23 protein-coding genes are annotated in these 21,794 nt (G+C 73.3%); 8 read left to right on the forward strand and 15 right to left on the reverse strand.

Annotated elements, in window-relative coordinates; genetic code table 11:
• Window positions 1–5 precede the first annotated feature (5 nt).
• The 8 genes from dnaK to ACZ44S_RS02990 form a co-directional block, all read right to left on the reverse strand.
• Window positions 6–1,886 carry a molecular chaperone DnaK gene (gene dnaK / locus ACZ44S_RS02955; protein WP_466923875.1) on the reverse strand — a complete coding sequence of 627 codons (1,881 nt, stop codon included), beginning with the start codon at window positions 1,884–1,886 and terminating at the stop codon, window positions 6–8.
• 86 nt (window positions 1,887–1,972) lie between these two features.
• On the reverse strand, window positions 1,973–2,716 hold the full coding sequence (locus tag ACZ44S_RS02960; RefSeq protein ID WP_466923878.1) for a glycerophosphodiester phosphodiesterase family protein: 744 nt from the start codon (window positions 2,714–2,716) through the stop codon (window positions 1,973–1,975).
• 79 nt (window positions 2,717–2,795) lie between these two features.
• On the reverse strand, window positions 2,796–3,224 hold the full coding sequence (locus ACZ44S_RS02965; protein ID WP_125502873.1) for an OsmC family protein: 429 nt from the start codon (window positions 3,222–3,224) through the stop codon (window positions 2,796–2,798).
• Between the two features lie 98 nt (window positions 3,225–3,322).
• Window positions 3,323–5,122 (reverse strand): vWA domain-containing protein, encoded by a 1,800-nt coding sequence (locus ACZ44S_RS02970; protein ID WP_466923881.1) that lies wholly within the window; start codon window positions 5,120–5,122, stop codon window positions 3,323–3,325.
• The gene (locus ACZ44S_RS02975) at window positions 5,119–6,180 is read right to left on the reverse strand and encodes an ATP-binding protein (RefSeq protein WP_466923884.1); all 1,062 of its coding nucleotides are present in this window, start codon (window positions 6,178–6,180) and stop codon (window positions 5,119–5,121) included. Before ACZ44S_RS02975 ends, ACZ44S_RS02970 begins: the two co-directional genes overlap by 4 nt.
• Before the next feature lie 139 nt (window positions 6,181–6,319).
• The gene (locus ACZ44S_RS02980) at window positions 6,320–6,826 is read right to left on the reverse strand and encodes a hypothetical protein (protein WP_466923886.1); all 507 of its coding nucleotides are present in this window, start codon (window positions 6,824–6,826) and stop codon (window positions 6,320–6,322) included.
• Window positions 6,827–6,869: 43 nt separating this feature from the next.
• Window positions 6,870–8,945 (reverse strand): phage holin family protein, encoded by a 2,076-nt coding sequence (locus ACZ44S_RS02985; protein ID WP_466923888.1) that lies wholly within the window; start codon window positions 8,943–8,945, stop codon window positions 6,870–6,872.
• 100 nt (window positions 8,946–9,045) lie between these two features.
• Entirely contained in the window at window positions 9,046–9,447 is a 402-nt protein-coding gene (locus ACZ44S_RS02990; protein ID WP_466923891.1) for a hypothetical protein, read from the reverse strand.
• A gap of 83 nt (window positions 9,448–9,530) precedes the next feature.
• On the opposite strand from ACZ44S_RS02990, the gene ACZ44S_RS02995 reads away from it, so the two are divergent.
• Both ACZ44S_RS02995 and ACZ44S_RS03000 read left to right on the forward strand, forming a co-directional pair.
• On the forward strand, window positions 9,531–10,304 hold the full coding sequence (locus ACZ44S_RS02995; protein ID WP_190163877.1) for an MBL fold metallo-hydrolase: 774 nt from the start codon (window positions 9,531–9,533) through the stop codon (window positions 10,302–10,304).
• A 38-nt stretch (window positions 10,305–10,342) separates the two neighbouring features.
• Window positions 10,343–10,975, forward strand: a complete 633-nt coding sequence (locus tag ACZ44S_RS03000; RefSeq protein WP_466924375.1) for a DedA family protein — start codon at window positions 10,343–10,345, stop codon at window positions 10,973–10,975.
• A 12-nt stretch (window positions 10,976–10,987) separates the two neighbouring features.
• Here the strand turns inward: ACZ44S_RS03000 and ACZ44S_RS03005 are convergent, their stop codons facing one another.
• The 5 genes from ACZ44S_RS03005 to ACZ44S_RS03025 all read right to left on the reverse strand — a co-directional run bounded on the left by ACZ44S_RS03005 (window position 10,988) and on the right by ACZ44S_RS03025 (window position 15,626).
• Window positions 10,988–12,055, reverse strand: coding sequence for an MBL fold metallo-hydrolase (locus tag ACZ44S_RS03005; RefSeq protein ID WP_466923894.1), 1,068 nt, complete (start codon window positions 12,053–12,055; stop codon window positions 10,988–10,990).
• Window positions 12,055–13,299 (reverse strand): aminotransferase class I/II-fold pyridoxal phosphate-dependent enzyme, encoded by a 1,245-nt coding sequence (locus tag ACZ44S_RS03010; protein WP_466923897.1) that lies wholly within the window; start codon window positions 13,297–13,299, stop codon window positions 12,055–12,057. Before ACZ44S_RS03010 ends, ACZ44S_RS03005 begins: the two co-directional genes overlap by 1 nt.
• 156 nt (window positions 13,300–13,455) lie before the next feature.
• On the reverse strand, window positions 13,456–14,181 hold the full coding sequence (locus tag ACZ44S_RS03015) for a hypothetical protein (protein WP_466923900.1): 726 nt from the start codon (window positions 14,179–14,181) through the stop codon (window positions 13,456–13,458).
• A gap of 356 nt (window positions 14,182–14,537) precedes the next feature.
• Window positions 14,538–15,335, reverse strand: a complete 798-nt coding sequence (locus ACZ44S_RS03020) for an RNA polymerase sigma factor SigF (RefSeq protein WP_466923902.1) — start codon at window positions 15,333–15,335, stop codon at window positions 14,538–14,540.
• Window positions 15,336–15,482: 147 nt separating this feature from the next.
• On the reverse strand, window positions 15,483–15,626 hold the full coding sequence (locus tag ACZ44S_RS03025) for a hypothetical protein (RefSeq protein WP_466923905.1): 144 nt from the start codon (window positions 15,624–15,626) through the stop codon (window positions 15,483–15,485).
• Between the two features lie 157 nt (window positions 15,627–15,783).
• Between ACZ44S_RS03025 and ACZ44S_RS03030 the strand changes: the two genes are divergently transcribed.
• From ACZ44S_RS03030 to ACZ44S_RS03040, 3 genes are all read left to right on the forward strand, one after another.
• Window positions 15,784–16,176, forward strand: a complete 393-nt coding sequence (locus tag ACZ44S_RS03030; RefSeq protein ID WP_466923909.1) for a DUF2795 domain-containing protein — start codon at window positions 15,784–15,786, stop codon at window positions 16,174–16,176.
• 91 nt (window positions 16,177–16,267) lie between these two features.
• On the forward strand, window positions 16,268–16,732 hold the full coding sequence (locus tag ACZ44S_RS03035) for a CBS domain-containing protein (RefSeq protein ID WP_466923912.1): 465 nt from the start codon (window positions 16,268–16,270) through the stop codon (window positions 16,730–16,732).
• Window positions 16,733–16,739: 7 nt separating this feature from the next.
• Complete coding sequence (locus ACZ44S_RS03040) at window positions 16,740–17,282, forward strand: type 1 glutamine amidotransferase domain-containing protein (RefSeq protein ID WP_466923915.1); 543 nt, start codon at window positions 16,740–16,742, stop codon at window positions 17,280–17,282.
• 105 nt (window positions 17,283–17,387) lie between these two features.
• Here ACZ44S_RS03040 and ACZ44S_RS03045 read toward each other — a convergent pair whose 3' ends face one another.
• Window positions 17,388–17,675, reverse strand: a complete 288-nt coding sequence (locus ACZ44S_RS03045; RefSeq protein WP_466923918.1) for a DUF6158 family protein — start codon at window positions 17,673–17,675, stop codon at window positions 17,388–17,390.
• A gap of 61 nt (window positions 17,676–17,736) precedes the next feature.
• On the opposite strand from ACZ44S_RS03045, the gene ACZ44S_RS03050 reads away from it, so the two are divergent.
• A complete protein-coding gene (locus ACZ44S_RS03050) occupies window positions 17,737–18,843 on the forward strand; it encodes a baeRF2 domain-containing protein (RefSeq protein WP_466923920.1) in 1,107 nt (368 codons plus the stop codon).
• 130 nt (window positions 18,844–18,973) lie between these two features.
• Here ACZ44S_RS03050 and ACZ44S_RS03055 read toward each other — a convergent pair whose 3' ends face one another.
• Window positions 18,974–20,593, reverse strand: coding sequence for an ABC-F family ATP-binding cassette domain-containing protein (locus ACZ44S_RS03055; protein ID WP_466923922.1), 1,620 nt, complete (start codon window positions 20,591–20,593; stop codon window positions 18,974–18,976).
• A 148-nt stretch (window positions 20,594–20,741) separates the two neighbouring features.
• Here ACZ44S_RS03055 and ACZ44S_RS03060 point away from each other — a divergent pair, with 148 nt between their 5' ends.
• Window positions 20,742–21,563 carry a methyltransferase domain-containing protein gene (locus tag ACZ44S_RS03060; protein ID WP_466923925.1) on the forward strand — a complete coding sequence of 274 codons (822 nt, stop codon included), beginning with the start codon at window positions 20,742–20,744 and terminating at the stop codon, window positions 21,561–21,563.
• A 42-nt stretch (window positions 21,564–21,605) separates the two neighbouring features.
• Window positions 21,606–21,776: a hydrophobic protein gene (locus ACZ44S_RS03065; protein WP_073931265.1), complete on the forward strand. Its 171-nt coding sequence runs from the start codon at window positions 21,606–21,608 to the stop codon at window positions 21,774–21,776.
• Window positions 21,777–21,794 lie beyond the last annotated feature (18 nt).

A 21,794-nucleotide genomic window follows, 5' to 3' on the forward strand; every position in this document is an offset into this window, starting at 1 on the left:
GGGGGTCAGGCCGCGCCGTCCTTGCGTTCGCCGGTGTCGGTGTCCTTGTCGTCGTCGACGATCTCCGCGTCGACGACGCCGTCGTCGTCCTGCGGTGCGGTGTCCTGTCCGGCGTCCTCGGTGGGGCCCGTCGAGGTCTGCGCGTACATCGCCTGGCCCATCCGCTGGCTGACCGAGGCGAGTTTCTCGACGCCGGCGCGGAGTTCGGCCGTTTCGGTGCCCTCCCGCTCCAGCAGCTGCTTCAGCTCCGTGACGGCGGACTCGACCTCGCCCTTGGTGTCGCCGGGCACCTTGTCGCTGTTGTCGCGCAGGAACCGCTCGGTCTGGTAGACGAGTTGCTCGGCCTGGTTGCGGGTCTCGGCGGCCTCCCGGCGCTTGCGGTCCTCCTCGGCGTACTGCTCGGCGTCGCGCATCATACGGTCGATGTCGTCCTTGGGCAGGGCCGAGCCGCCGGTGACGGTCATCTTCTGCTCACGGCCCGTGGCGAGGTCCTTGGCGGACACGTGCATGATCCCGTTGGCGTCGATGTCGAAGGCCACCTCGATCTGCGGGACGCCGCGCGGGGCCGGGGGAAGGCCGGTGAGGTCGAAGACGCCGAGCTTCTTGTTGTAGGCGGCGATCTCACGTTCGCCCTGGTAGACCTGGATGCCGACCGAGGGCTGGTTGTCGGTGGCGGTGGTGAAGATCTCCGAACGCCGGGTGGGGATCGTGGTGTTGCGTTCGATCAGCTTGGTCATGATGCCGCCCTTGGTCTCGATGCCCAGGGACAGCGGGGTGACGTCGAGGAGCAGCACGTCCTTGACGTCGCCGCGCAGGACGCCGGCCTGCAGCGCGGCGCCGAGGGCCACGACCTCGTCGGGGTTGACGCCCTTGTGCGGCTCCTTTCCGGTGAGCTCGCGGACCAGGTCGGTGACGGCGGGCATACGGGTGGAGCCGCCGACGAGGATGACGTGGTCGATGGCGGAGAGTTTCACACCGGCGTCCTTGACGGCCTGGTGGAAGGGCGTCTTGCAGCGTTCCAGCAGGTCCTCGGTGAGCTCCTGGAACTGGGCGCGGGTGAGTTTCTCGTCGAGGTGCAGGGGGCCCTCGGAGGATGCCGTGATGTAGGGCAGGTTGATGGTGGTCTCCGTGGAGGAGGACAGCTCGATCTTCGCCTTCTCGGCGGCCTCCCGCAGCCGCTGCACGGCCATCTTGTCCTGCGCCAGGTCGACGCCGTACTGCCCCTTGAAGCGTTTGGCGAGGTACTCGACGACACGCTGGTCCCAGTCGTCACCGCCGAGGTGGGTGTCGCCGTTGGTGGCCTTCACCTCGATGACGCCCTCGCCGATGTCGAGCAGCGACACGTCGAAGGTGCCGCCGCCCAGGTCGAACACGAGGACGGTGTGGTCGTTCTCCTTGTCCAGGCCGTAGGCGAGGGCGGCCGCCGTGGGCTCGTTGATGATCCTCAGTACCTTGAGGCCGGCGATCTCCCCGGCCTCCTTGGTGGCCTGCCGCTGGGTGTCGTCGAAGTACGCCGGTACGGTGATGACGGCGTCGGTGACGTCCTCGCCGAGGTACGCCTCGGCGTCCCGGCGCAGCTTCTGCAGCACCCGGGCGGAGAGTTCCTGCGCCCGGTAGCGGGTGCCGTCGACGGATCCCTCCGAGGGGAAACGCCACTGTGCGTCGCCCATGTACCGCTTGACCGAGCGGGCGGTGCGGTCGATGTTGGTCACGGCCTGCCGTTTGGCGACCTCGCCGACCAGCACCTCGCCGTTCTTGGCGAAGGCCACGACCGAGGGGGTGGTGCGCGCCCCCTCCGCGTTGGCGATGACGGTGGGCTCACCGCCCTCCAGCACGGCCACCACCGAGTTCGTGGTTCCCAGGTCGATTCCGACGGCACGTCCCATCGCTGTCCCCTTCCGCCAGGGCACCTCTCCGGACTTCCAGCACAAAACTTGAGCGCCCTGTTGTCAATAGTGTGAACGGGTGGTTGTCAACGGCGGGTGTGGGCGTCCGTGTGCCCGCGCAGTTCCAGCGCGCGCCGGGGACGGTCGGTGATCAGCACGTCCACCCGCGGGTCACCGAGGAAGTTCCGCAGCGCCCCGTCCTCGTTGACCGTCCACACCATGGTGAACAGTCTGTTACGGGCGGCCTCGCGCAGCACGGTGGCGCGGGCCAGACGCTGGTGCACGGCGACCCCGTGGGCGCCGCAGGCGCGGACCCGGCGCATGGGGAGCAGTTCGCTGAGCCGGGTGGCCAGCAGTCGGCGCCGGTCGATGTCCCGGCCGTCGCGGCCGAGGGACAGGACGGTGCGCACGCGCGGGTGGGCCGCGGTGATCGCGGCGACGGAGCGGTCCTCGAGGGTGGTGGCGACGAAGCCGTCCTCGCCGAGGAGGGCGACGGCGCGGCCGATCAGCTCCCGCTCGTGGCCGGTCTCCTTCAGGTCGAGATGTCCCACGAGCCTCCCGGAGATCAGCTCCATGACCTCGTCCACGACGGGCACCCGGTGGCCGGCGCGCGCGTTGAGCTCCGCGTGGGTGAGCGTGGACAGGTGCGGGCCGGTGCGGCCCACCCGGGGGTCGTGGTGGACGACGAACACGCCGTCGGCCGTGCGCCGGACGTCGAACTCGACGTACTCCGCGCCGGACGCGAGCGCGTCCTCGTACGCCTCCCAGGTGGCCGGTCCTGCGCGCTCGGAGCCTCCCTGGTGGGCAGAGACGGCGGGTCGTGGCGTCATGGTGGTCGCTCCCGGAGGGGGACGTGCCGCAGGCCGCTCCCCGGGGAGCGGCCTGCGGTGGCTCGGCGCGGCGAGCCGGTCAGGCGAGCTTCGCCGTCAGGGTGATGTTCGTGCCCTTCAGCGCCTGGCTGACCGGGCAGTTCACCTTGGCGTCCTCCGCGGCGGCGACGAAACCGGCCTCGTCCAGGCCGGGGACGGTGCCCTCGACGGTGAGGTGGATGCCGGTGATGCCCTCACCCGGCACGAAGGTGACGTCGGCGGAGGTGGTCAGCTTGGTCGGCGGGGTGCCGGCCTTGTCGAGACCGTTGGAGAGGGCCATCGAGAAGCAGCTGGAGTGCGCGGCGGCGATCAGCTCCTCGGGGCTGGTCCTCCCGTTCGCCTCCTCGGCACGCGACGCCCAGGTGACCGGCTGCTCGGCGATGCTGCCGGAGGAGTCGAAGGCGACGACCCCGCTGCCCTTGAAGAGACTGCCTTCCCAAACGGTGTGTGCGGAGCGCGTGGCTGCCATGACGCATCCTTTCGAAAATGTCCGGCCGTGTGTCCGGCGGTGCTCGGTCCGGGCCCCCGTGTCACCGGGTGCCCTCCCCCATCCGATCACATCACGGCTCAACTCACCCGGAAGACGGGCCCTCTCGCGGTGAACGGCAGCCGCGCGCCCTGCGGGATCAGGTAGGCGTGCTCGCGGCGCACCCGCAGCACGTCGCACCACCCGTCGGTGATGACGAGGACCGGCGCGGTGGGCGGGAAGTCGTCGGCGCGCTGGAGGAGGTCGATGCCGGGCTGCAGGACCGTGCCGCCCCGTCCGTGCACCCGCACCCTCCCGGCGATGTCGGTGACCGGCACATAGCCGGCGTCGTGCGGGGCCGCGTCGCAGAACACCACGCGCGCGGCGGGTACGTCGCGGGCCTCGGCGTAGGAGGCGATGGCGCCCAGTGCCTTGCCGAGCAGCACCCGGTTCATGGAGCCGGAGGTGTCCAGCACGACGCCGAAGGTGCAGCGGGCGATCTCCTCGGGCGGGAAGTACCGTCCCGCGCGGGGGATGTCGGGGGTGGACGCCTGGCGCCGGGAGGGCCGCGCGTACGAGCGGACCGGCTGGGGGCTCGGTACGTACTCGTCGAACCAGCGGGCGAGGCGGGCGTCCCAGGGCACCGGCGGATGGCTGAGCGCGCGGATCTCCTCGACCAGACCGCCGGGCAGGAAACCGCGTCCCTGCCGGTCGTGCAGGTCGAGGCCCTGGGCGAGGCCGCGGCGGTAGAAGCCGTCGAGGTCGACGCAGTCGCGGGGCGGGCCGAGGGGGCCGCCCAGCATGTCGCCGAGGCCCTTGCCGCGCAGGGTGGCGAAGCGCCGCATGCGGCGCAGGCCGGCGGCGATGCGGTCGTAGACCTCCTCGGCGGACAGTCCGGCGAGCTCCTTGTCGTGCAGCAGGCCCTCGGGCATGGTGCCGACCTGCATCTCCTCCAGCCAGCCGTTGACGACGAAGTCGCAGGCGACGTTGAACAGGTACGGGTCGCGTCCGCCGCAGCGGTCGCCGTGGCGCAGGGCGGCGTGCAGCATCTCGTGGGCGAGGACGAACCGCCATTCCTCCTCGTCCAGCCGCCGCAGCGGGTTGACGTAGATCTCGCCGGCCACGGCGTTGACGGCGGCGACGGAGATGCCGTGCGCGCGGGCCAGCTCGGCGTCGGCGACGAGGGTGATGCCGGAGGCGATGCCGCCGAGCAGCGGGTAGGACGAGACGAACCAGCCGAGCGCCCGCTCCCAGGGGCGCCGTGGGGCCGGCTTTCCGTCCAGGCTGTCGAGGCGGCCGCCCGCCATGTCCATCGCGGCGGACACGGTGCGGGTGAGGGCGGTGGCGAAGGCCAGCTGGTGGTCGGGCGGGCTGCCGTACCAGCCGTACCACTCCTGGAGGTAGAGGTCCGCCTCGCCGCCCGCGGTGCCGCAGCGCTCGTACACGGCCGGCACCCCGTCCCGGCGCCAGCGCGCGGCGAGCCGCTCCTCGTCGCCGTCGGGGTAGGCGGCGGGCAGGTGGTCGGGCGTGCTGCCGATGGGGAAGCCGAGCAGGAAGCGGTTGACGACCACGCAGCGGGCGGCCAGCTCGCAGTGGTCGGGCTGCTCGCGCGTGCCCCGGGCGGCCGGGACGTGGCCGAAGCCGAGGTGGAGGACGGCGTGGGCGAGGGCCCACGCCCAGGCGTCCGGGTCGGCCATACGGTCCGGGTGGGCGTGCAGGACGGCCCCTGAGTCGACCCGCACCAGTCCCTCGCGCGGCGCCAGCGCGCAGTTCTCCAAGCGGCACACCTCGAACTCGACGGCCGCCAGGGCGGGGTTGGCCCGTACCAGCGCCAGTCCCGCGTCGAACGCCTCCTGTGCGAGGTCCCGCTTCTTCGGCCCCTTCGTCCGGCCGCGACTCACCGGCGCGCCTCCACCAGCCGGGGCATGTCGCGGGCCGCCTCGACGAGGAACCAGGACGGCAGGACGGGGTTGCCGTCGCTGTCGGAGGCGATGACCGTCTGGGCGACCTCCACGGAGATCTCGGCGAGCTGCACCAGCAGCGACTTGGCGCGGTACGCGGTCTGCCGGCCGTTCGCCGACATGTGCTCCTTGGTCGCCGGCAGCTCCTTGACGAGGCGTCCGCGGAACGATTCGGCCAGGTAGTAGAGCAGGTCGCGGTCCTCAAGGCGGTGCGGCCAGCGGGCCTCGCCCTTGATGACGGCGTCGATGCCGAAACGGCTGCGCACGATCTTGACGTAGCCGCAGAAGGCGGTGGCGTGCGCGGGGGTGAGCGTGCCGTGCGCGAGCACCTTCAACGTGTCCTCGTCGAGGTCACGGCCGAAGGAGTGCAGCGCGTCGGAGAGCATGTGCCAGGACCGGGGCGTGGAGAACGGCTCCTCGGTCTTGGGCGGCTTGGACCACAGGTGGTCGGGGCGGTCGGTGAGGTGGTCGGTGATCCACGGGTGGATGCCGTTGTTCGCCGCCCAGACCAGCCAGTCCTTCGGGGACGCCTCCAGATGGACGTGGGTGAGGCGGTTGACGAGCGCGGAGGCGATGGGGCGGGCGAGCGCGTTGTCGGTGGCACGGTTGCCCGCGCCGATGACGATGGAGCCCTTGGGCAGCTCGTAGTCGCCGATCCGGCGGTCCAGGATCAGCGAGTAGAACGCCTTCTGCACGTCCGGGGTGGCCGCGTTGAGCTCGTCCAGGAAGAGGCAGTAGGGCTCGTCCCGGGCGATCGACTCCGGCGGGCAGAACACCGAGCGGCCGTCGCGGATCTGCGGGACGCCGATGAGGTCCTCGGGAGCGAGCTGGGTGCCCAGCAGACTCACGCACTCCAGCCCGAGCGACTCGGCGAACTCCCTGACCAGGGAGGACTTGCCGATGCCCGGCGCACCCCAGAGGAACACCGGCCGCACGGTCGCGAGACCGAGCAGCAGCTCCGGGACACGGGCGGGGGTGACGGTGACGGCTGCCTGCACGCAAGGGCTCCTGAGGGGTTCTGGGAGGCGGAAGGGGCGCGCGCTGCTCCGGCGGTCGAACCGGGGCACACGGATCATCAAGGGCGCCGGGACCAGTGAACTGCGCACAGCCGCAACAGGGCAACGCGTTTTCGCGCGGTCACTCCCGCCGGGCACGGTCGAGGGTCTCGGCCACCCAGTCGTGGAGAACGAGCCGGGGGAAGAAGCGGCCCTCGGTGTCGAAGGGGAAAGAGAAGGACGTCCCCCGGCGGAGGTCCCGGTGCGCCACGCGGACATGGGCGCGGGTGTCCGGAACGAAACGGGCCGCTCCGAAGGGGCCGAATTGGTTGATCCTCGCGTGGATGCGGTCGCCGTACACCAGGGCGGCGCAGCCGTGCTCCCGCGCCTTCTGTGCCGGGACCCCGCCGACCCACCGGTGGAACTCGTCCAGGTACCCGTGCCGGGCCAGCTCCCGCAGGTCGGTGCGCTCCGTCCGGGCGCCGCCGTCGCCGTCGAGGAACACCATGAGCTGGGGTATGCCCGCGCGGCGGCTCCAGTGGGCGGGGAGGTCCCGGGCGACGCGGTCCAGCACACGGAGCACGTCCGCGCGCACCGCCGGGTCCAGGGCACGGAGTTCTCGCAGTGTGTACGCGGCGGCCTGGTTCACCGTGCCATCGTCCCCGAGGGCGGCCGGCGGCTCAACGGTCCGCTCAGGCCGCGCGCCTGCGGTCCGGGGCCGCGGCCGCTTCCGCCTCGTCGGACTCCGTGAGCCAGCGGCGCAGGACCCGGTGGATCTGTTCGGCGCCGGCGAGTTCCGCGCGGCCGACGGCCGGTGGGGACAGGGTGAGGGGGGACAGCAGGAACGGGCGGGACTGGGCGCCGCCGAGGCCGCCGTGGGACCCGATCTGCTCCTCGAAGGCGAGCACCTCCCCGTCCGCCGGGTCGTGGAAGGAGTTGACCATGATGTCCGCGGTGTGCGGGAAGGTGTGGGTGCGTCGTACGACGTCCGCGGCGCCGGGCCCGAAGGCCGTGAGGGGCCCGGGGTTGTCGTCCAGCTCCTCCAGCGGGATCTCGGCGCCGTACGCGCCGAGCACCACCCCGCCGTGGCGTTCGCTGCGCACCAGGAGGAAGCCGATGCCGGGGTGGTTGGCGAGGGTCGGCAGCAGCGCGGGGTGGCGGGCGTCGATCTCCTCCTTGGTCATCCGGTGCGGCACGTCCGGGAAGGAGACCAGGCCCAGGTTGCCGGAGGCGAGCACGACGGGTTCGGAGCCGCGGGAGGGGCGGTAGTGCTCGGCGCCCTCCTCGACGGGCCGGCGCAGCGCCGCCCGGACGGCGGCGCGGGCCTCCGCGCCGCTGTGGGTGCGCCGGGCGCGGCGCGGCACGGGCAGTCCGCAGCCGGCCCGCACCAGGTCGCCGAGGGTGAGGCCGTAACGGGAGCGGAAGGTCTCGCCGGGGCTCTGCCCGTGGTCGGACAGGACGACGATCCGGTACGGGCGGGGGGCGTGCTCGGCGACGTTCTCGATCAGGGCGAGGGCGCGGTCGAGGCGCTGGAGGACCTTCTCCGTGTCGCGGCTCGCGGGTCCGGAGTGGTGGGCGACCTCGTCGTAGGCGACCAGGTCCGCGTAGACGGCGGTGCGGCCGGCCAGCAGGTCGCCCGTCACGGCGGCCACCACGACGTCCCGTTCGACGACGGTGGCGAAGGCCCGAACGAACGGGTAGAGCCCGCCGCGCGAGACGCGCGGACGCTGTCCCCGGATCCGGGCCCGGGTGGACTGGCCGATCTCGCGGCCCGCCTCGGCGACGAAGGACAGCGCGGTGCGCACGGCGTTGGCGGGGTCGGAGAAGTAGGCGAAGTAGCCCGCGCGGGAGCGGGCGGCCGGGCCGCGGCGGCGGGTGGCGATGGACAGCACGAGGGCCTGCTCGTCGGCGCCGCCGCTGAACAGGTTGCCTCGGCTGGCGCCGTCGTGGGCCAGCAGCCCCGCGTGGCCGGAGTACTCGATGGCGCGGGCCTGGAGTTCGGCGGCACTGGTGGGCCGGTTGCAGACCATGACCTCGCGGCGGGCCTTCTCGTACCAGCGGAAGGCGGGGACGTCGTGGTTGCTGCCGTGGAGGATGCCGAGCTGGCTGGCGCCGGTCTGGCTGGACCAGTCGGTGCGCCAGGGGGTGAGGCGGTGGCTGGGCCGGTCGCCGGCGGTGCCGGTGCCGAGCCAGCGGGCGACGGTGGGCATCAGCCCCTTACCGACGGCGTCCAGCAGGACGTCGTGGCCGACGCCGTCGAGCTGCACGAAGACGGTGCCGGGCGTGGTGGGGCAGGGCGGGGCGGAGCCCCGGCGGCGGTCGGCGAGGCGGTACAGCCGACGGCGGTAGGCGTCGTCGTCGCGTACGGCGAGGGCGGCGCCCGTGGCGGAGGCGACCGCGGACATGACCGCGGCGACCACCACCGCCGTCTCCGGCGCGGCGGAGCCCCGCTCGACGGGGTTGACGTACAGGGCCAGCCAGAGCAGGGCGCCGTTGAGGAAGAACACCAGCAGGCCCAGGACGAGCGCCGGTACGAGCAGCAGGAGCCGCACCAGCAGTGGCCAGACGAGCGCGGACAGCAGACCGAAGGCGCCGGCGCCCAGGGCGGCCGTGACGGCGATGTCGGTGGCGCTGTCGCCGTCGGCCGAGCGCAGCCGGAAGTCCGGCAGGATCCCGGCGAGCAGCAGCATGGTGAGGGTGGAGACCGCCCACACGGCGACACTCCGCCCGATCTGACTGGCGACCCGTCGCCAACGCCCGCCACCCACGCCCCGTACACCTCACGTCCTGGCCGGTCCGACCCGTATCCACCCTGTCACAACGGCCGGAGCAGGCGTTTCGTCCCCGGCCGCGCGGGCCGTGGGCGGCTCAGCGCCCGTCGTAGCCGGCGGTCGGCATCGACAGCCTGCGGTGCACCCGCGCCTTCATCGTCGCGTCGTACGACGGTTCCGCGCGGCCCACCGTCTCCATGCGCACCCCGCGCCGCGCGCACTCGGCGGTGAACTCCTCCACGGAGGACAGCGCACGTTCCAGTACCCGCAGACTGGGAGCCACGAACAGATCGGTGCCGGGCCGTACGCCCTCCCACAGCATGCAGTGGTCGGGCCGCAGCCCTCGCACGAGCAGTTCCCGGGCCACCACATATCCGTGCTCGGCGGCCCAGCGGGCGCACATGGCGTGCTGGCTGCGGGCGTCCACCAGGAAGGGATCGGCGTCCAGTTCCTCCAGCGGCGTCAGACTCGCGATCGCCGTCACCCGCACCGGCCCCATGGCGTCCCCCCTCACCTCCGGTTTCGCCGCCGACCCTACTCCTGCACGTAGGCTTCGGGGAGTCGCACGAAGGAGGCGAAGGGGTGCCGGTGGAGGTCACGTGGTGGGGTCACGCCACCTGCACGGTCGAGGACTCGCACACGCGCGTGCTCACCGACCCCCTGTTCGCCCGCCGGCTCGCGCACCTGCGGCGCCGGCGCGGTGCGGTGCCGCCCGCCGAGGCCCGGCACGCGGACGTGGCGCTGGTCTCCCATCTGCACGCCGATCATCTGCATGTGCCGTCCCTGGCCCGGCTCGCGCCGGGTACGCGCCTGTTCGTGCCCCGGGGCGCCGGGCGCGCGGTGCCGGGGCTGCGCCGGCTCACGCACCTCGGGGTGCGCGAGGTGGCGCCCGGCGACGCGATCGAGGTGGGCCGGCTGGTCGTACGGGTCGTGTCCGCGCGGCACGACGGGCGCCGGCTGCCGGTCGGGCCGCGCCGCTCCCCCGCCCTCGGCTATGTCCTCGAGGGCGAGGCGCGGACGTACTTCGCCGGTGACACCGGTCTCTTCGACGAGATGGCCAAGGAGGTCGGGCCGGTCGACGTGGCGCTGCTGCCGGTGGGCGGCTGGGGCCCCTACCTGGGCGAGGGTCATCTGGACGCGGGGCGCGCGGTCGAGGCGCTGGGCCGGCTGGGGGCGCCCAGCGCGGTGCCGGTGCACTACGGCACGTACTGGCCGATCGGGATGGACGCGGTGCGCCCGCACGAATTCCACGCGCCGGGCCACGAGTTCGAGCGCCTGGCGGCCCGGCACGCCCCCGGAGCGGCCGTGCACCGGCTCGGGCACGGGGAGAGCGTGCGCCTGGAGGTCGCGCGGTGATCCTTCCCGCCGCCCTGAGTCAGGCGGCCGGTGCGTCCCTGCCGTCGGCGGCCTCGTCGGCGTTCATACCGGTCGTGGCGCCCGAGTCCACCCAGCAGGCGATCGGCTATCCCTCGCTGTTCCTGCTGGTGCTGATCGGCGCGCTGGTGCCGGTGGTGCCGACGGGCGCGCTGGTGAGCTCGGCGGCCGTGGTCGCCTTCCACCGGACGGCGCCGTTCTCGATGGCGCTGGTCTTCGTGACCGCGTCGCTGGCCGCGTTCCTCGGGGACGTGGCGCTGTACTGGCTGGGGCGGCGCGGGATGAAGTCGAGGAACGGCTCGCGCTGGCTGGAGGCGATCCGGCAGCGCGCCCCGGAGGACCGGCTGCGGCAGGCACAGCAGAAGCTGGCCGACCACGGGGTGGCCGTGCTGGTGCTGTCGCGGCTGATGCCGGCCGGGCGGCTGCCGGTGATGCTGGCCTGCCTGGTCGCCGAGTGGCCGATGCGCCGGTTCGTGCGCGGCAATCTGCCCGCCTGTCTGGCCTGGGCGGTGACGTACCAGCTGATCGGCATCCTCGGCGGGTCGCTGTTCGCGGAGCCGTGGGAGGGCGTGCTCGCGGCGATCGTGCTGACCGTGCTGATCAGCGCGGCGCCGAGCCTGTGGCGGCGGATGCGGGGGCCGACGGCGGGCTGACTCCGCCCGCGGTCACCGGAGCACCCGGGAGGCGCCCACCGGCAGGTCCCACAGGTCCTCGCGCGGCAGCCCCGCCTTCTCCCACGCGGCGCGGACCCGGACGAGGGGTTCCAGGACCGGCTCCGCGGAGAGGATGAACGTGCCCCAGTGCATGGGGGCCATGCGGCGCGCACCGAGGTCCTGGGCGGCGCGGACCGCCTCCTCCGGGTCGCAGTGGACGTCGGCGAGCCACCAGCGGGGGTCGTAGGCGCCGATGGGCAGCAGGGTGAGGTCGATGCCGGGATAGCGGCGGCCGATGCGGGAGAACCAGTGGCCGTAGCCGGTGTCGCCGGCGAAGTGGACGCGCCGGCCCTCGCGGTCGGTGAGCACCCAGCCGCCCCACAGGGAGCGGCAGGTGTCGGTGAGGGTGCGCTTGGACCAGTGGTGGGCCGGTACGAAGTCGAAACGCACGCCGTCCAGTTCGGCGGCCTCCCACCAGTCGAGTTCGGTGACCCGGGTGAAGCGGCGGCGGTGGAACCAGCGGGCGAGCCCGGCGGGCACGAACACCGGGGTGTCGCGCGGGAGCCGGCGCAGGGTGGGGGCGTCGAGGTGGTCGTAGTGGTTGTGGCTGACGACGACCGCGTCCACGCGCGGCAGGGCCTCCCAGGCGACGCCGACGGGCGTGACGCGCGCCGGGGTGCCGAGGATGCGGCGGGACCACACCGGGTCGGTGAGCACGGTGAGCCCTCCGATCCGCAGGACCCAACTGGCGTGTCCCGCCCAGGTGACGGCGACCGTGCGGGCGTCCACGCGGGGCAGCGGGCCGGGCTCGTAGGGCAGCCTGGGGATGCCGGCGAGGCCGTCGCGGGTGGGGCGTACGGCGCCCTCGCGGGCGAAGCGGGCGAAGGCCCTGAGGCCGGGCAGCGGGGCCGTCAGCCGGTCGTGGAAGGTGCGCGGCCACATCCGGCGTTCGGCGAGCGGGCGGGGCTCGGCCGGCGCGGGGTGCGGGCGCGCGGCGGCGGGGGTGTCGGAGTCCGGTGCGGTCTCGTCGGAGGCTGTGGTCGTGGTCGCTCTGCTGGTCGACCCGGGCCGCTGCGTCATCAGGGGGACTCCCATCGCCGGGCGTCGTCACGGAGATCGTCGAAGACCGATGTCAGATGGGTCAACGCGCGTCGCACCTGCGGCAGTTCCAGGGGGTCGGGCGCACGCAGGCACTCCGCACGCTGTTCGGGGGTGCCGCCCAGCATGGGGGCGGTGGACAGCCGCACGCGCGGTGCCTCGAGCTCGTCGCCGAAACGGTGCCCGCCCGGCGCGGGCATGCCGAGCCGGGCGCCGAGGAAGTCCTCCAGTTCCTGGGCGTCGCCGACGCCGTGCGCGGTGAGCGCCGGTGCCAGGGGGGTGAGGTCGACGTACAGGTGCCGGCCGCAGCGCGGGGGGCGGGACAGGGCACCGGCGGCGACGACGGCGCGGTGGGCGGCGTCGGCGAGGCTCGCGTGCAGGCGCACGCCGGCGGCGACGCGGGCGGTGACCGGTTCGGGCTCCGACAGCGCGTAGACCGCGGCGGCGGCGACGGGGGCGGCGACGCGCGCGTCGAGCGCGGTGAGCACGTCGAGCACCCGCGCGTGCAGCGCGTGGCCCTCATCGCCGGCCGGGAAGCGGGCCACCGCGGCGGGCCAGCCCGGCGGGAGCAGGGCGCCGACCAGGTCGGTGACGACGGTGACCCGCTCGGGCAGCATCTCGGCGGGGCTGAGCAGCACGGTGTCGTGGGGGTCGTGCAGGGTGTCGCGCCAGGTCTCGTCGCTGACCAGGTGCAGCCCTTCGGAGACGGCGGCCTCCACGGTCTCGTGCAGCAGCTCGGGCGGGGCGACGGTGGCGGTGGGGTCGTCGGCGACGGAGAGCACCAGCAGACGCGGGTCGCCGCCCTCGGCCCGCAGCCGGCGCACGGTCTCCAGCAGCGCGTAGGGATCGGGTACGCCGCCGCTCTCGGCGGGGGTCGGCACATGGAAGGCGGGCCGGCGCAGCAGCCGGGCGTAGGGGGCCCACCACGCGGCGCAGGGTCTGGGCACCAGGACGTCGCCGCCGATGGCCGCGGTCAGGGCCACCAGCAGGGCGGGGGCACCGGGGGCGACGGCCACCCGGTCGGGGACGGCGGGAAGTCCGCGCCGGTCGCCGTAGCCGCAGGCGGCCTCCAGCAGTGCGGTGCCGCCGCCGACCGGCTCGGCGCCGGCCCGGGAGGCCGCCGCGGCCAGGACGGCGGACAGCTCGGGCAGGACGGGGAGCCCGTCCTCGGGGTCGGGCGGCCCGAAGCGGACGGGGCCGTGGCCTTCCGGATCCGTCCGCAGCATCGTTACCTCCGCAGTCCCTGGCGGCCCGGTGCCCCGGCATCCGCTCGTGCCGTCCCTCGGCCAGTCAGTACCCAGAGTGCCGCGTGCCATGAGTCCCGGCCGGGTCGTGCGGCTCACGGCACGGGCGCTGACGGGCCGGTGGAAGGACCACGGACGTCAGGCGTCCGTCCGCGGCGTGCGGTCCCGGTACAGCCGGTGGGCGGCGGCGCCGAACGCGCCCGCGATGAGCAGACCGCCGGCGGCCAGTGCGGGCACGGAGTCGGTGAAGGCTCCGCCCCCGCCCGCGTGGACGCCCTGGTGCGCGGGGGGTGTGGGGGCGCAGTGGGGGCTCTTGGTCGCGGTGGGCCTGGGCTCCACCGGCTTCGGTTCGTCCGGCTTGGGTTCGACCGGCTTGGGTTCGACCGGCTTGGGCGGGACGGTCGTCGGCCCGGCGGTCTTCGACTCGTTGGCCTTGTACTCCAGGGCCTTCGATTCGTTTGCCTCGGGTCCCGGGGCGGGGATCCCGGCATCCTCCTCGGGAGCAGCGTCCGGAACGAGTTCGTCCAGGGCGGTGCCCTCCGGGAGGGCCGCGTCCGGCTCGAGGATCTCCTCCTCGAGCGTTCCCTGCCCGAGGGTCTCCAGTTCCAGGGCGTCCGGTTCCAGGGCGTCGAGTGCCGGAGCGCCGGGTTTCGAGGCCTCCGGCCGGGCGGGGCCCGGAGAGCTGCCCTGGGGGGCGTGGCCGTCCCAGCCGTGTCCCCCGGGTTCGGGACAGGGTGACTGGGAGGCGGTGCCCCACGACGGGCCGCTGCCGGGGGCCGTTCCCGCGGACGCGGCCGGTACGAGCGCGCCGAGGAGGGTTCCGGCGACGGCGGCGAGGGACAGGGCACGGGCGGTGCGACGCATGGTGCGGGCTCCTTCGAGCGACGGCGGGGGCAGGCTCTCGGTTGCCCCACAGCCATCACAGCCCGCCCGCCGCCCGGCCGCGCGCGGCCGGACACCATTGGCGTCACCGGCACACCCACCCGGGTGAAGCACCGCGGCGCGCACCACCCCGCCCACCCTTCTCACCGGCCCGGCAGCCCGGCCCCACAAGCGGGCCCGCCCCACCTCCGCACGCTCCTCCGCCTGCCGCGGGCAGTCGTGCCTCCCCGGTGGGCTTCCGGTCCCGAGCGAGGGGAGGCATTCCGCAAGCGCCGGGCTGCGCGCACAACCGGCCCGCACGGCGACAACCGGACCGGACCGCGTCGGCGGCGGCGCCGCTACTCGTCGGTGTCGCGCATGACCTCGTCGCGTACCCGGCCGCAGCAGCGGCTGATCAGGCGGGAGACGTGCATCTGCGAGATACCGAGTTCCTCGGCGATGCCGCTCTGGGTCATGTCGTCGAAGAAACGCATGTAGAGGATGGCCCGCTCCCGTTCCGGGAGTGCGGCAAGACCGTCCTTGACGGCTTCGCGGTCGACCACGGTGTCCAGCGCCGGGTCCGGAGCCCCGATGGCGTCGCCCAGCGAGTAGCCGTCGTCGCTGCCAGGCAGTTCGGCGTCCAGGGACAGCGCGCTGAAGCTGTCCAGCGCCTCCTGACCGGTGCGGACGTCCTCCTCGCTGAGGTGGGCGCGCTCGGCGATCTCCGCGACGGTCGGCCGGCGGCCGGGGATGGTCTGGGAGAGGTCCTGTGAGGCGTACCGGACGCGGTTGCGCAGGTCCTGGACCCGGCGCGGTACGTGCAGGGTCCACATGTGGTCGCGGAAGTGCCGCTTGATCTCGCCGGTGATGGTCGGCACGGCGTAGCTCTCGAACGCGTTGCCGAGCTCGGGCTCGTACCGGTCCACGGCCTTGACCAGGCCCAGCGCGGCGACCTGGCGGAGGTCGTCGAAGTTCTCGCCGCGGCTGCGGAAGCGTCCGGCGAGGCGGTGGGCCATGGGCAGCCAGGCCTCGACGATCTCGTCGCGCAGCGCGTTGCGCTCCGGACCGTCGGGAAGCGCGGCGAGCCTGCGGAAGGCTGCCGCGGTGTCGGGGGCGTCGTCGTGCGGATGGTGCTTCGCGGTCGCTCGGGTCGGCATGTGCGTCGCAACTCCCTCATGGAGTGCTCGGGGACGGACGGTCACCGCGGCCGAGCGCACTGAGGGGACAGGCGCCCGGAGCGACGTCGTGCCGCTGCCACGGACGTGCCTCCTGTCCGAAGCACTGTCTGTCCCCCTGCCCCCGCCTCACCGTCCCAAACCACCGAGCGGTGTCTCCCCGCGCGGTTCGTCCTCGGCCCGGACGGGCGGCAGCAGAAGATCCTCGTAGCGGCCCAGCATCAGAAGCACACCGAGCATCAGGGGTGGGATGAACAGGGCGAGCACCGCCATGGCCGGTCCTTTCCAGGTGGCTCGTGGGGGGCGTGCCCCCCGGGTCTCCCACCGTCCGGGGGCCAAACCCGGGCCGTGACGATCCGGCGCCGCAAGCCCGTGTCGGCCTGCGCTCCCCGGGTACGCGGTGCGCACCCCGAAGGATCTGGAGGGAGACATGCAGCGAGGCAGTGACCGGCTCAGCGTCCACCGTGACGACGAGATGAAGCACGAACTGCAGGGTCTGCTGAGGTCCGGGCACCCCACCCGCACCGAGGAGTGGAACGACCCGGAGCCGTTCGCCGACGACGACCCCGAGGTCACGTACGGCCCGGTGACACCCGGCCGCGGCCCCACGTCACTGGAGTCGGTGCGGCTGGAGCTGGCCAGGATCCTGGGCCGCGGGGCGTTCCCCGCGGGTCCGCGCGAGCTGATGCGCGCCCTGGACCGGCGGCACGCGCCCGACGCCCTCATCGAGGCGCTGGAGCGGCTGCCGCGCCGGGCGCGCTACGACAGCGTCCAGGAACTGGCCGAGGCGCTGACCCGGACCCGGGAGACGGAGACCGCGTGACCGGCCCGCCCGGGGTGCCGCGTCGTGGCCGTCCCACGGGGCGGCGGACGGCGGCACCCCGGCGGCCGGGGCCGGACGGAGGACGGAGTTCATGGCCGCATTCATCAAGGACGTGATGACTCCGGGCGTGGTCGCCGTGCGCCCGGACGCCTCAATCGTCGAGGCGGCGCAGCTGATGCGTGCCCAGAACATCGGCGACGTGGTGGTGGCCGACGGTCAGCGGGTGGTCGGCGTGCTCACCGACCGCGACATCACCGTCCGGGCGGTCGCCGAGGGCACGGATCCCCTCGGCGTGAGCGTCCGGTCGGTGTGCACCCCCGACCCGCTGACGCTCGCCCCGGACGATCCGGTGTCCGCGGCCGTCGCCCTGATGCGGGAGCACGCCGTACGCCGGGTGCCCGTCGTCGAGGGCGGCCTGCCCGTCGGGCTGGTGAGTCTCGGCGATCTGGCCGAGGCGCGGGATCCCGGATCCGCACTGGCCGACATCAGCCGCGCGGAGCCGGACACGAGCGGCGTGACCGGACGAGAACAGCCGAAAGCCGACGAAGGGACGTAGGACCATCATGCGTATCGCATTTCTGACCGCACCCGAGGGTGTCGAGCAGGTGGAGCTGACCGAGCCGTGGCAGGCCGCCGTGGACGCCGGCCACGAGGCCGTCCTGGTCTCCACGCGGTCGGGCAAGATCCAGGCGTTCGACCACCTCGACAAGGCGGACACCTTCCCCGTGCAGGAGGTCGTCGGCGAGACGTCGGCGGACTCCTTCGGCGGACTGGTGCTGCCGGGCGGCGTGGCCAACCCGGACTTCCTGCGCATGGACGACAAGGCGGTGTCGTTCGTGCGGGACTTCTTCGAACAGGGCCGGCCGGTCGCCGCCATCTGCCACGCACCGTGGACCCTGGTGGAGGCGGACGTCGTCCGGGGCCGGGAGCTGACGAGCTGGCCCAGTCTGCGCACCGACATCCGCAACGCCGGCGGCACCTGGGTCGACGAGCAGGTGAAGGTGTGCGACCACGGACCCAACAAGCTGGTCACCAGTCGCAAGCCGGATGATCTGAAGGCGTTCTGCGGGAAGTATCTGGAGGTGTTCGAGGCGGAAGCGGCCTGACACCGCACCGGTCGCACCGCACGCCTCACGGCGCCGGGGCTCGCGTACGCGCGGGCCCCGCTCGCGCGTACGGGGGTCCGGGCGCCGGGGCGTCCGGTGCCGGGCTCAGGTCCCCGGTGTGGTGGGTGTGGTCGTGTCCGCGGCGTTGCGCTCGCGGGCTCCCTCACGGGTGCGGCCCGCGGCCACCGTGCGGCGCGGGTTGCGCCGCAGATACTCGCCCTCCAGCTGTGCCATCCGCTCGTTGTGCGTGCGCAGCGCGTCGTTGGAGCCGTACAGCAGCGTGTCGTGGCGCGTGCGGTGGATGGTCTCCAGCTCCTTCATGAGCTGCTGGTCGTCCAGGTGGTCCGGCTCGACTCCGGTCATCGTGGTGCCCCGCTCGTCGTGTGCGTCCATGCGGCCCGGGTACCCGCCCGGCGGCACGAGCACTACCCCGAAACGCACCCGGGAGGGAGCCATGGAACTCGCATTCCTGCATCCACTCTACGAACGTCCCGGCCCCTGGGCCTCCGTCTACGTCGACACCTCCCGGCACACGGAGCACACCCCCGAGGAGCGGCAGCTGACGGCCCGGGCGATGGCGCGGGAGCTCGCGGACCAGGGGGCGGACGAGGCGACCTGTCAGGCGGTGCAGCGGGCGCTCGAGGAGCTGCGGCACTCCTCCGAACCGCACGGCCGCGCCCTGTTCGCCCGGGACGGCAAGGTGGTGCTGGATCCTCCGCTGGCCCGCTCCCCGCAGCGCGACTGGGCCGAGTGGGCGCCGCTGCCGCGGGTCGCGCCGCTGCTGGAGCTGGCGGGCGAGGACCCGGTGTGCATCGTCGCCTACGTCGACCGCAAGGGCGCGGACTTCGAGCTGCGCAGCGCGCTCGGCCGGGACGACGCCGGCGGCGTCACCGGGCGCCAGTGGCCGCTGCACCGGACCGGTTCCGTCGACTGGTCGGAGCGCCATTTCCAGCTGCGGGTGGAGAACACCTGGGAGCACAACGCCGCGGAGATCGCCGACGCGCTCGCCGTGTCCCAGGAGGAGACCGGGGCCGACCTGCTCGTCCTCGTCGGTGACGACCGGGAGCAGCGGGCGGTGCGCGAGCGGCTGCCGCAGCGGCTGCACGGCCTGGTGGTCGAGGCCTCGCACGGCGCGGGCAGCAGGCTGCTGGACGAGGACGTGGAGCGGATCCGCGAGGAGCACCTCCAGGACCGTGCCGCCGACGAGCTGGAGCGGTTCCTGGCCGCCCGGAGCCCCGACGAGGAGGGCCGGTCGGGTGCCGTGGAGGGCGTTCCGGCGCTGGTCGAGGCCGCGCGCGAGCACCGGATCGACGAGTTGCTGATCCGGCCGGACGGACCGGACGCGCACAGGGAGGTGTGGATCGGTGAGGATCCGGACCAGCTGGCGGTGCGGCGCACGGAGCTGAAGGTGCTCGGTGAGCAGAACTCGTGGTCGGCGCGGGCGGACGACGCGTTGATCCGGTCGGCGGTCGCCACGGACGCGCCGGCGGTGGCGGTGTCCGGGGCCGGTGCGGAGGATGCGCCTGTCGGAGGGCTGGGGGCCTTGCTCCGCTGGAAGTGATCCCGGGCGGGTGCGGGTGCGGGGGGGTGTCCAGTTCTTCTTCGCCCCCGCCGCCCCTTCCCGTCCCGTCCCTGGGGGCTGCGCCCCCAGACCCCCGTTGCGCGGTTCCCCGCGCCCCTGGGGGCTGGAGTCAGCGGGCTCGTTCCACTCGGCGTTCGTCCCAGACCGGGGCCGGGGTTTCCCTGACGTGGCCGTCGCTGCCGAAGACCAGGTAGCGGTCGAAGGAGCGGGCGAACCAGCGGTCGTGGGTGACGGCGAGGACCGTGCCCTCGAAGGCCTCCAGCCCCTCCTGCAACGCCTCCGCCGACTCCAGGTCGAGGTTGTCGGTGGGCTCGTCGAGCAGCAGGGCCGTGACGCCCTGGAGCTCCAGGAGCAGGATCTGGAAGCGGGCCTGCTGGCCGCCGGACAGCCGCTCGAAGGTCTGCTCGGCCTGGCCGGTGAGCTCGTAGCGGCGCAGCCGGGACATGGCGGCGCCCCGGTCCTGGGCGTGCTCCTTCCAGAGGATGTCCAGGAGGGTACGGCCCTCCAGTTCGGGGTGTGCGTGCGTCTGGGCGAAGTGACCGGGGACGACGCGGGCGCCGAGGCGCCGGAGGCCGGTGTGCGCCACGTCGTCCCCGGCGAGCAGCCGCAGGAAGTGCGACTTGCCGGAGCCGTTGGAGCCGAGCACGGCGACCCGTTCGCCGTAGAAGACCTCCAGGTCGAACGGCTTCATCAGGCCGGTGAGTTCCAGCCCTTCGCAGGTGATCGCGCGGACTCCCGTCCGGCCGCCCTTGAGACGCATGGTGATGTTCTGCTCGCGCGGCGGCTCCGGCGGGGGTCCGGCCTCCTCGAACTTGCGCAGCCGGGTCTGGGCGGCCCGGTAGCGGGAGGCCATGTCGGCGCTGTTCTCGGCGGCCTGACGCAGGGTCAGCACGAGCTTCTTGAGCTGGGCGTGCTTCTCGTCCCAGCGGCGGCGCAGCTCCTCGAAGCGGGCGAAGCGTTCCCGGCGCGCCTCGTGGTACGTGGCGAAGCCGCCGCCGTGCACCCACGCGTCGGCGCCGGCGGGGCTCGGTTCGAGGGAGACGATGCGCCCGGCGGCACGGGCGAGGAGTTCGCGGTCGTGGGACACGAACAGGACGGTCTTGCGGGTCTCCTCGAGCCGTTCCTCCAGCCAGCGCTTGCCGGGTACGTCGAGGTAGTTGTCGGGCTCGTCGAGGAGGAGGACCTGGTCCGTGCCGCGTAGCAGCGCCTCGAGGACCAGGCGTTTCTGCTCGCCTCCGGAGAGGGTGCGGACCTGGCGCCACTGCGCCTTCTCGTACGGGACGCCCAGCGCGGCGGTGGTGCACATGTCCCACAGCGTCTCCGCCTCGTAGCCGCGCGCCTCGGCCCAGTCGGCGAGGGCCTGCGCGTAACGCAGCTGGGCGGCCTCGTCGTCGACCGTCATGATGGCGTGCTCGGCCCGGTCGACCGCTTGGGCCGCGTCCCGGATGCGGGGTGCGGCGACGGAGACCAGCAGGTCGCGCACGGTCGTCTCGTCCCGTACGGAGCCGACGAACTGGCGCATGACGCCGAGGCCGCCGGTGACGGTGACGGATCCGCCGTGCGGTTTCAGCTCACCGGCCAGGATGCGGAGCAGGGTCGTCTTGCCCGCGCCGTTGGGCCCCACCAGGGCGACGACCGCGCCCTCCCCCACCCGGAAGGAGACATCGCCGAGGAGGGCCCTCCCGTCGGGGAGGTAGTACTCCAGATGTGCTGCTTCCAGGTGGCCCATGGTGGGGATTGTGCGGGGGATCCGGCGCGGGTGGCAAACGGGTTTCCGGAGAGCGCGGTGACCACCATGTGATACCCAAGTCTCATCATGCGGCCGTCGAGCGTACCGTGAGTGCCCTCCTACGAGAGCTGGAAGGGGTGGGTTCGGCATGCCGGAAGCGCGGGAGACCGCCGTCTATACCCATGGCCACCACGAGTCGGTGCTGAGGTCGCACACCTGGCGCACCGCGGAGAACTCCGCGGCGTATCTCCTCGGGGTCCTGAAGCCGCACATGCGGATTCTGGACATCGGATGCGGCCCCGGCACGATCACCGCCGATCTCGCGGCACTCGTTCCCGACGGGCACGTCACCGGACTCGACCGGGAGCCGGGGATCCTGGAACAGGCCCGCGCGACGGCCGGCGAACGGGGACTGGGGAACACCGGCTTCACGACGGGGGACGTGCACGCCCTGGACTTCCCGGACGACACGTTCTGCGTGGTCCACGCCCACCAGGTGCTCCAGCACGTGGGCGATCCGGTCCAGGCCCTGCGCGAGATGCGGCGGGTGACCCGACCGGGCGGCTTCGTCGCCGTACGCGACTCGGACTACGCGGCGATGACCTGGTACCCCGGGTCGGCGGGCATGGACCGCTGGCTGGACCTGTACCGGCGGGTGGCCCGGGCCAACGGGGGCGAACCGGACGCCGGCCGGCGGCTGAAGTCCTGGGCGCTCGCCGCGGGATTCACCGACATCACGGCGACCTCCGGCACCTGGACCTTCTCGACCGCCGGCGAGCGGGCCTGGTGGAGCGGCCTGTGGGCGGACCGCACCGTGGCCTCGGCCTACGCGGAGCGCGCCGTCGAGGGGGGCCACGCCACCCGGGAGCAGTTGCGGGAGGTGTCGACGGCGTGGCGGGAATGGGGCGCGCGGGAGGACGGCTGGTTCAGCGTGCTGCACGGAGAAATTCTCTGCCGCAAGGAAGCCTGAATCGAGTTTTCCGGGCAATCAGAAGGTCAGGAGGTTGACATTATGGTTCCCATTCTGCTCGTTCTGCTGCTGGCGCTGATCCTTTTCGGTGCCGGGTTTGCGGTAAAGGTTCTCTGGTGGATTGCCCTGGCGGTCCTCATCGTATGGCTGCTGGGATTCTTCATGCGCAGCACCTCGGCAGGCGGGGGCAGGGGCCGCTGGTACCGGTGGTGAGGTGACGGGACTTCCCCG

Source organism: Streptomyces malachitofuscus (assembly GCF_055571035.1).

What these genes read in the sequence shown, in the direction of transcription:
- ACZ44S_RS02990 (WP_466923891.1), bottom strand. Translation starts at nt 9,447, where the DNA reads ATGGGGCCGGTGCGGGTGACGGCGATCGCGAGTCTGACGCCGCTGGAG.
- ACZ44S_RS03060 (WP_466923925.1), top strand. Translation starts at nt 20,742, where the DNA reads ATGCCGGAAGCGCGGGAGACCGCCGTCTATACCCATGGCCACCACGAG.
- ACZ44S_RS03005 (WP_466923894.1), bottom strand. Translation starts at nt 12,055, where the DNA reads ATGACGCAGCGGCCCGGGTCGACCAGCAGAGCGACCACGACCACAGCC.
- ACZ44S_RS03045 (WP_466923918.1), bottom strand. Translation starts at nt 17,675, where the DNA reads ATGGACGCACACGACGAGCGGGGCACCACGATGACCGGAGTCGAGCCG.
- ACZ44S_RS03020 (WP_466923902.1), bottom strand. Translation starts at nt 15,335, where the DNA reads ATGCCGACCCGAGCGACCGCGAAGCACCATCCGCACGACGACGCCCCC.
- ACZ44S_RS03055 (WP_466923922.1), bottom strand. Translation starts at nt 20,593, where the DNA reads ATGGGCCACCTGGAAGCAGCACATCTGGAGTACTACCTCCCCGACGGG.
- ACZ44S_RS03010 (WP_466923897.1), bottom strand. Translation starts at nt 13,299, where the DNA reads ATGCTGCGGACGGATCCGGAAGGCCACGGCCCCGTCCGCTTCGGGCCG.
- ACZ44S_RS03025 (WP_466923905.1), bottom strand. Translation starts at nt 15,626, where the DNA reads ATGGCGGTGCTCGCCCTGTTCATCCCACCCCTGATGCTCGGTGTGCTT.
- ACZ44S_RS02960 (WP_466923878.1), bottom strand. Translation starts at nt 2,716, where the DNA reads ATGACGCCACGACCCGCCGTCTCTGCCCACCAGGGAGGCTCCGAGCGC.
- dnaK (WP_466923875.1), bottom strand. Translation starts at nt 1,886, where the DNA reads ATGGGACGTGCCGTCGGAATCGACCTGGGAACCACGAACTCGGTGGTG.
- ACZ44S_RS03040 (WP_466923915.1), top strand. Translation starts at nt 16,740, where the DNA reads ATGCGTATCGCATTTCTGACCGCACCCGAGGGTGTCGAGCAGGTGGAG.
- ACZ44S_RS02965 (WP_125502873.1), bottom strand. Translation starts at nt 3,224, where the DNA reads ATGGCAGCCACGCGCTCCGCACACACCGTTTGGGAAGGCAGTCTCTTC.
- ACZ44S_RS03050 (WP_466923920.1), top strand. Translation starts at nt 17,737, where the DNA reads ATGGAACTCGCATTCCTGCATCCACTCTACGAACGTCCCGGCCCCTGG.
- ACZ44S_RS03030 (WP_466923909.1), top strand. Translation starts at nt 15,784, where the DNA reads ATGCAGCGAGGCAGTGACCGGCTCAGCGTCCACCGTGACGACGAGATG.
- ACZ44S_RS03015 (WP_466923900.1), bottom strand. Translation starts at nt 14,181, where the DNA reads ATGCGTCGCACCGCCCGTGCCCTGTCCCTCGCCGCCGTCGCCGGAACC.
- ACZ44S_RS03065 (WP_073931265.1), top strand. Translation starts at nt 21,606, where the DNA reads ATGGTTCCCATTCTGCTCGTTCTGCTGCTGGCGCTGATCCTTTTCGGT.
- ACZ44S_RS03035 (WP_466923912.1), top strand. Translation starts at nt 16,268, where the DNA reads ATGGCCGCATTCATCAAGGACGTGATGACTCCGGGCGTGGTCGCCGTG.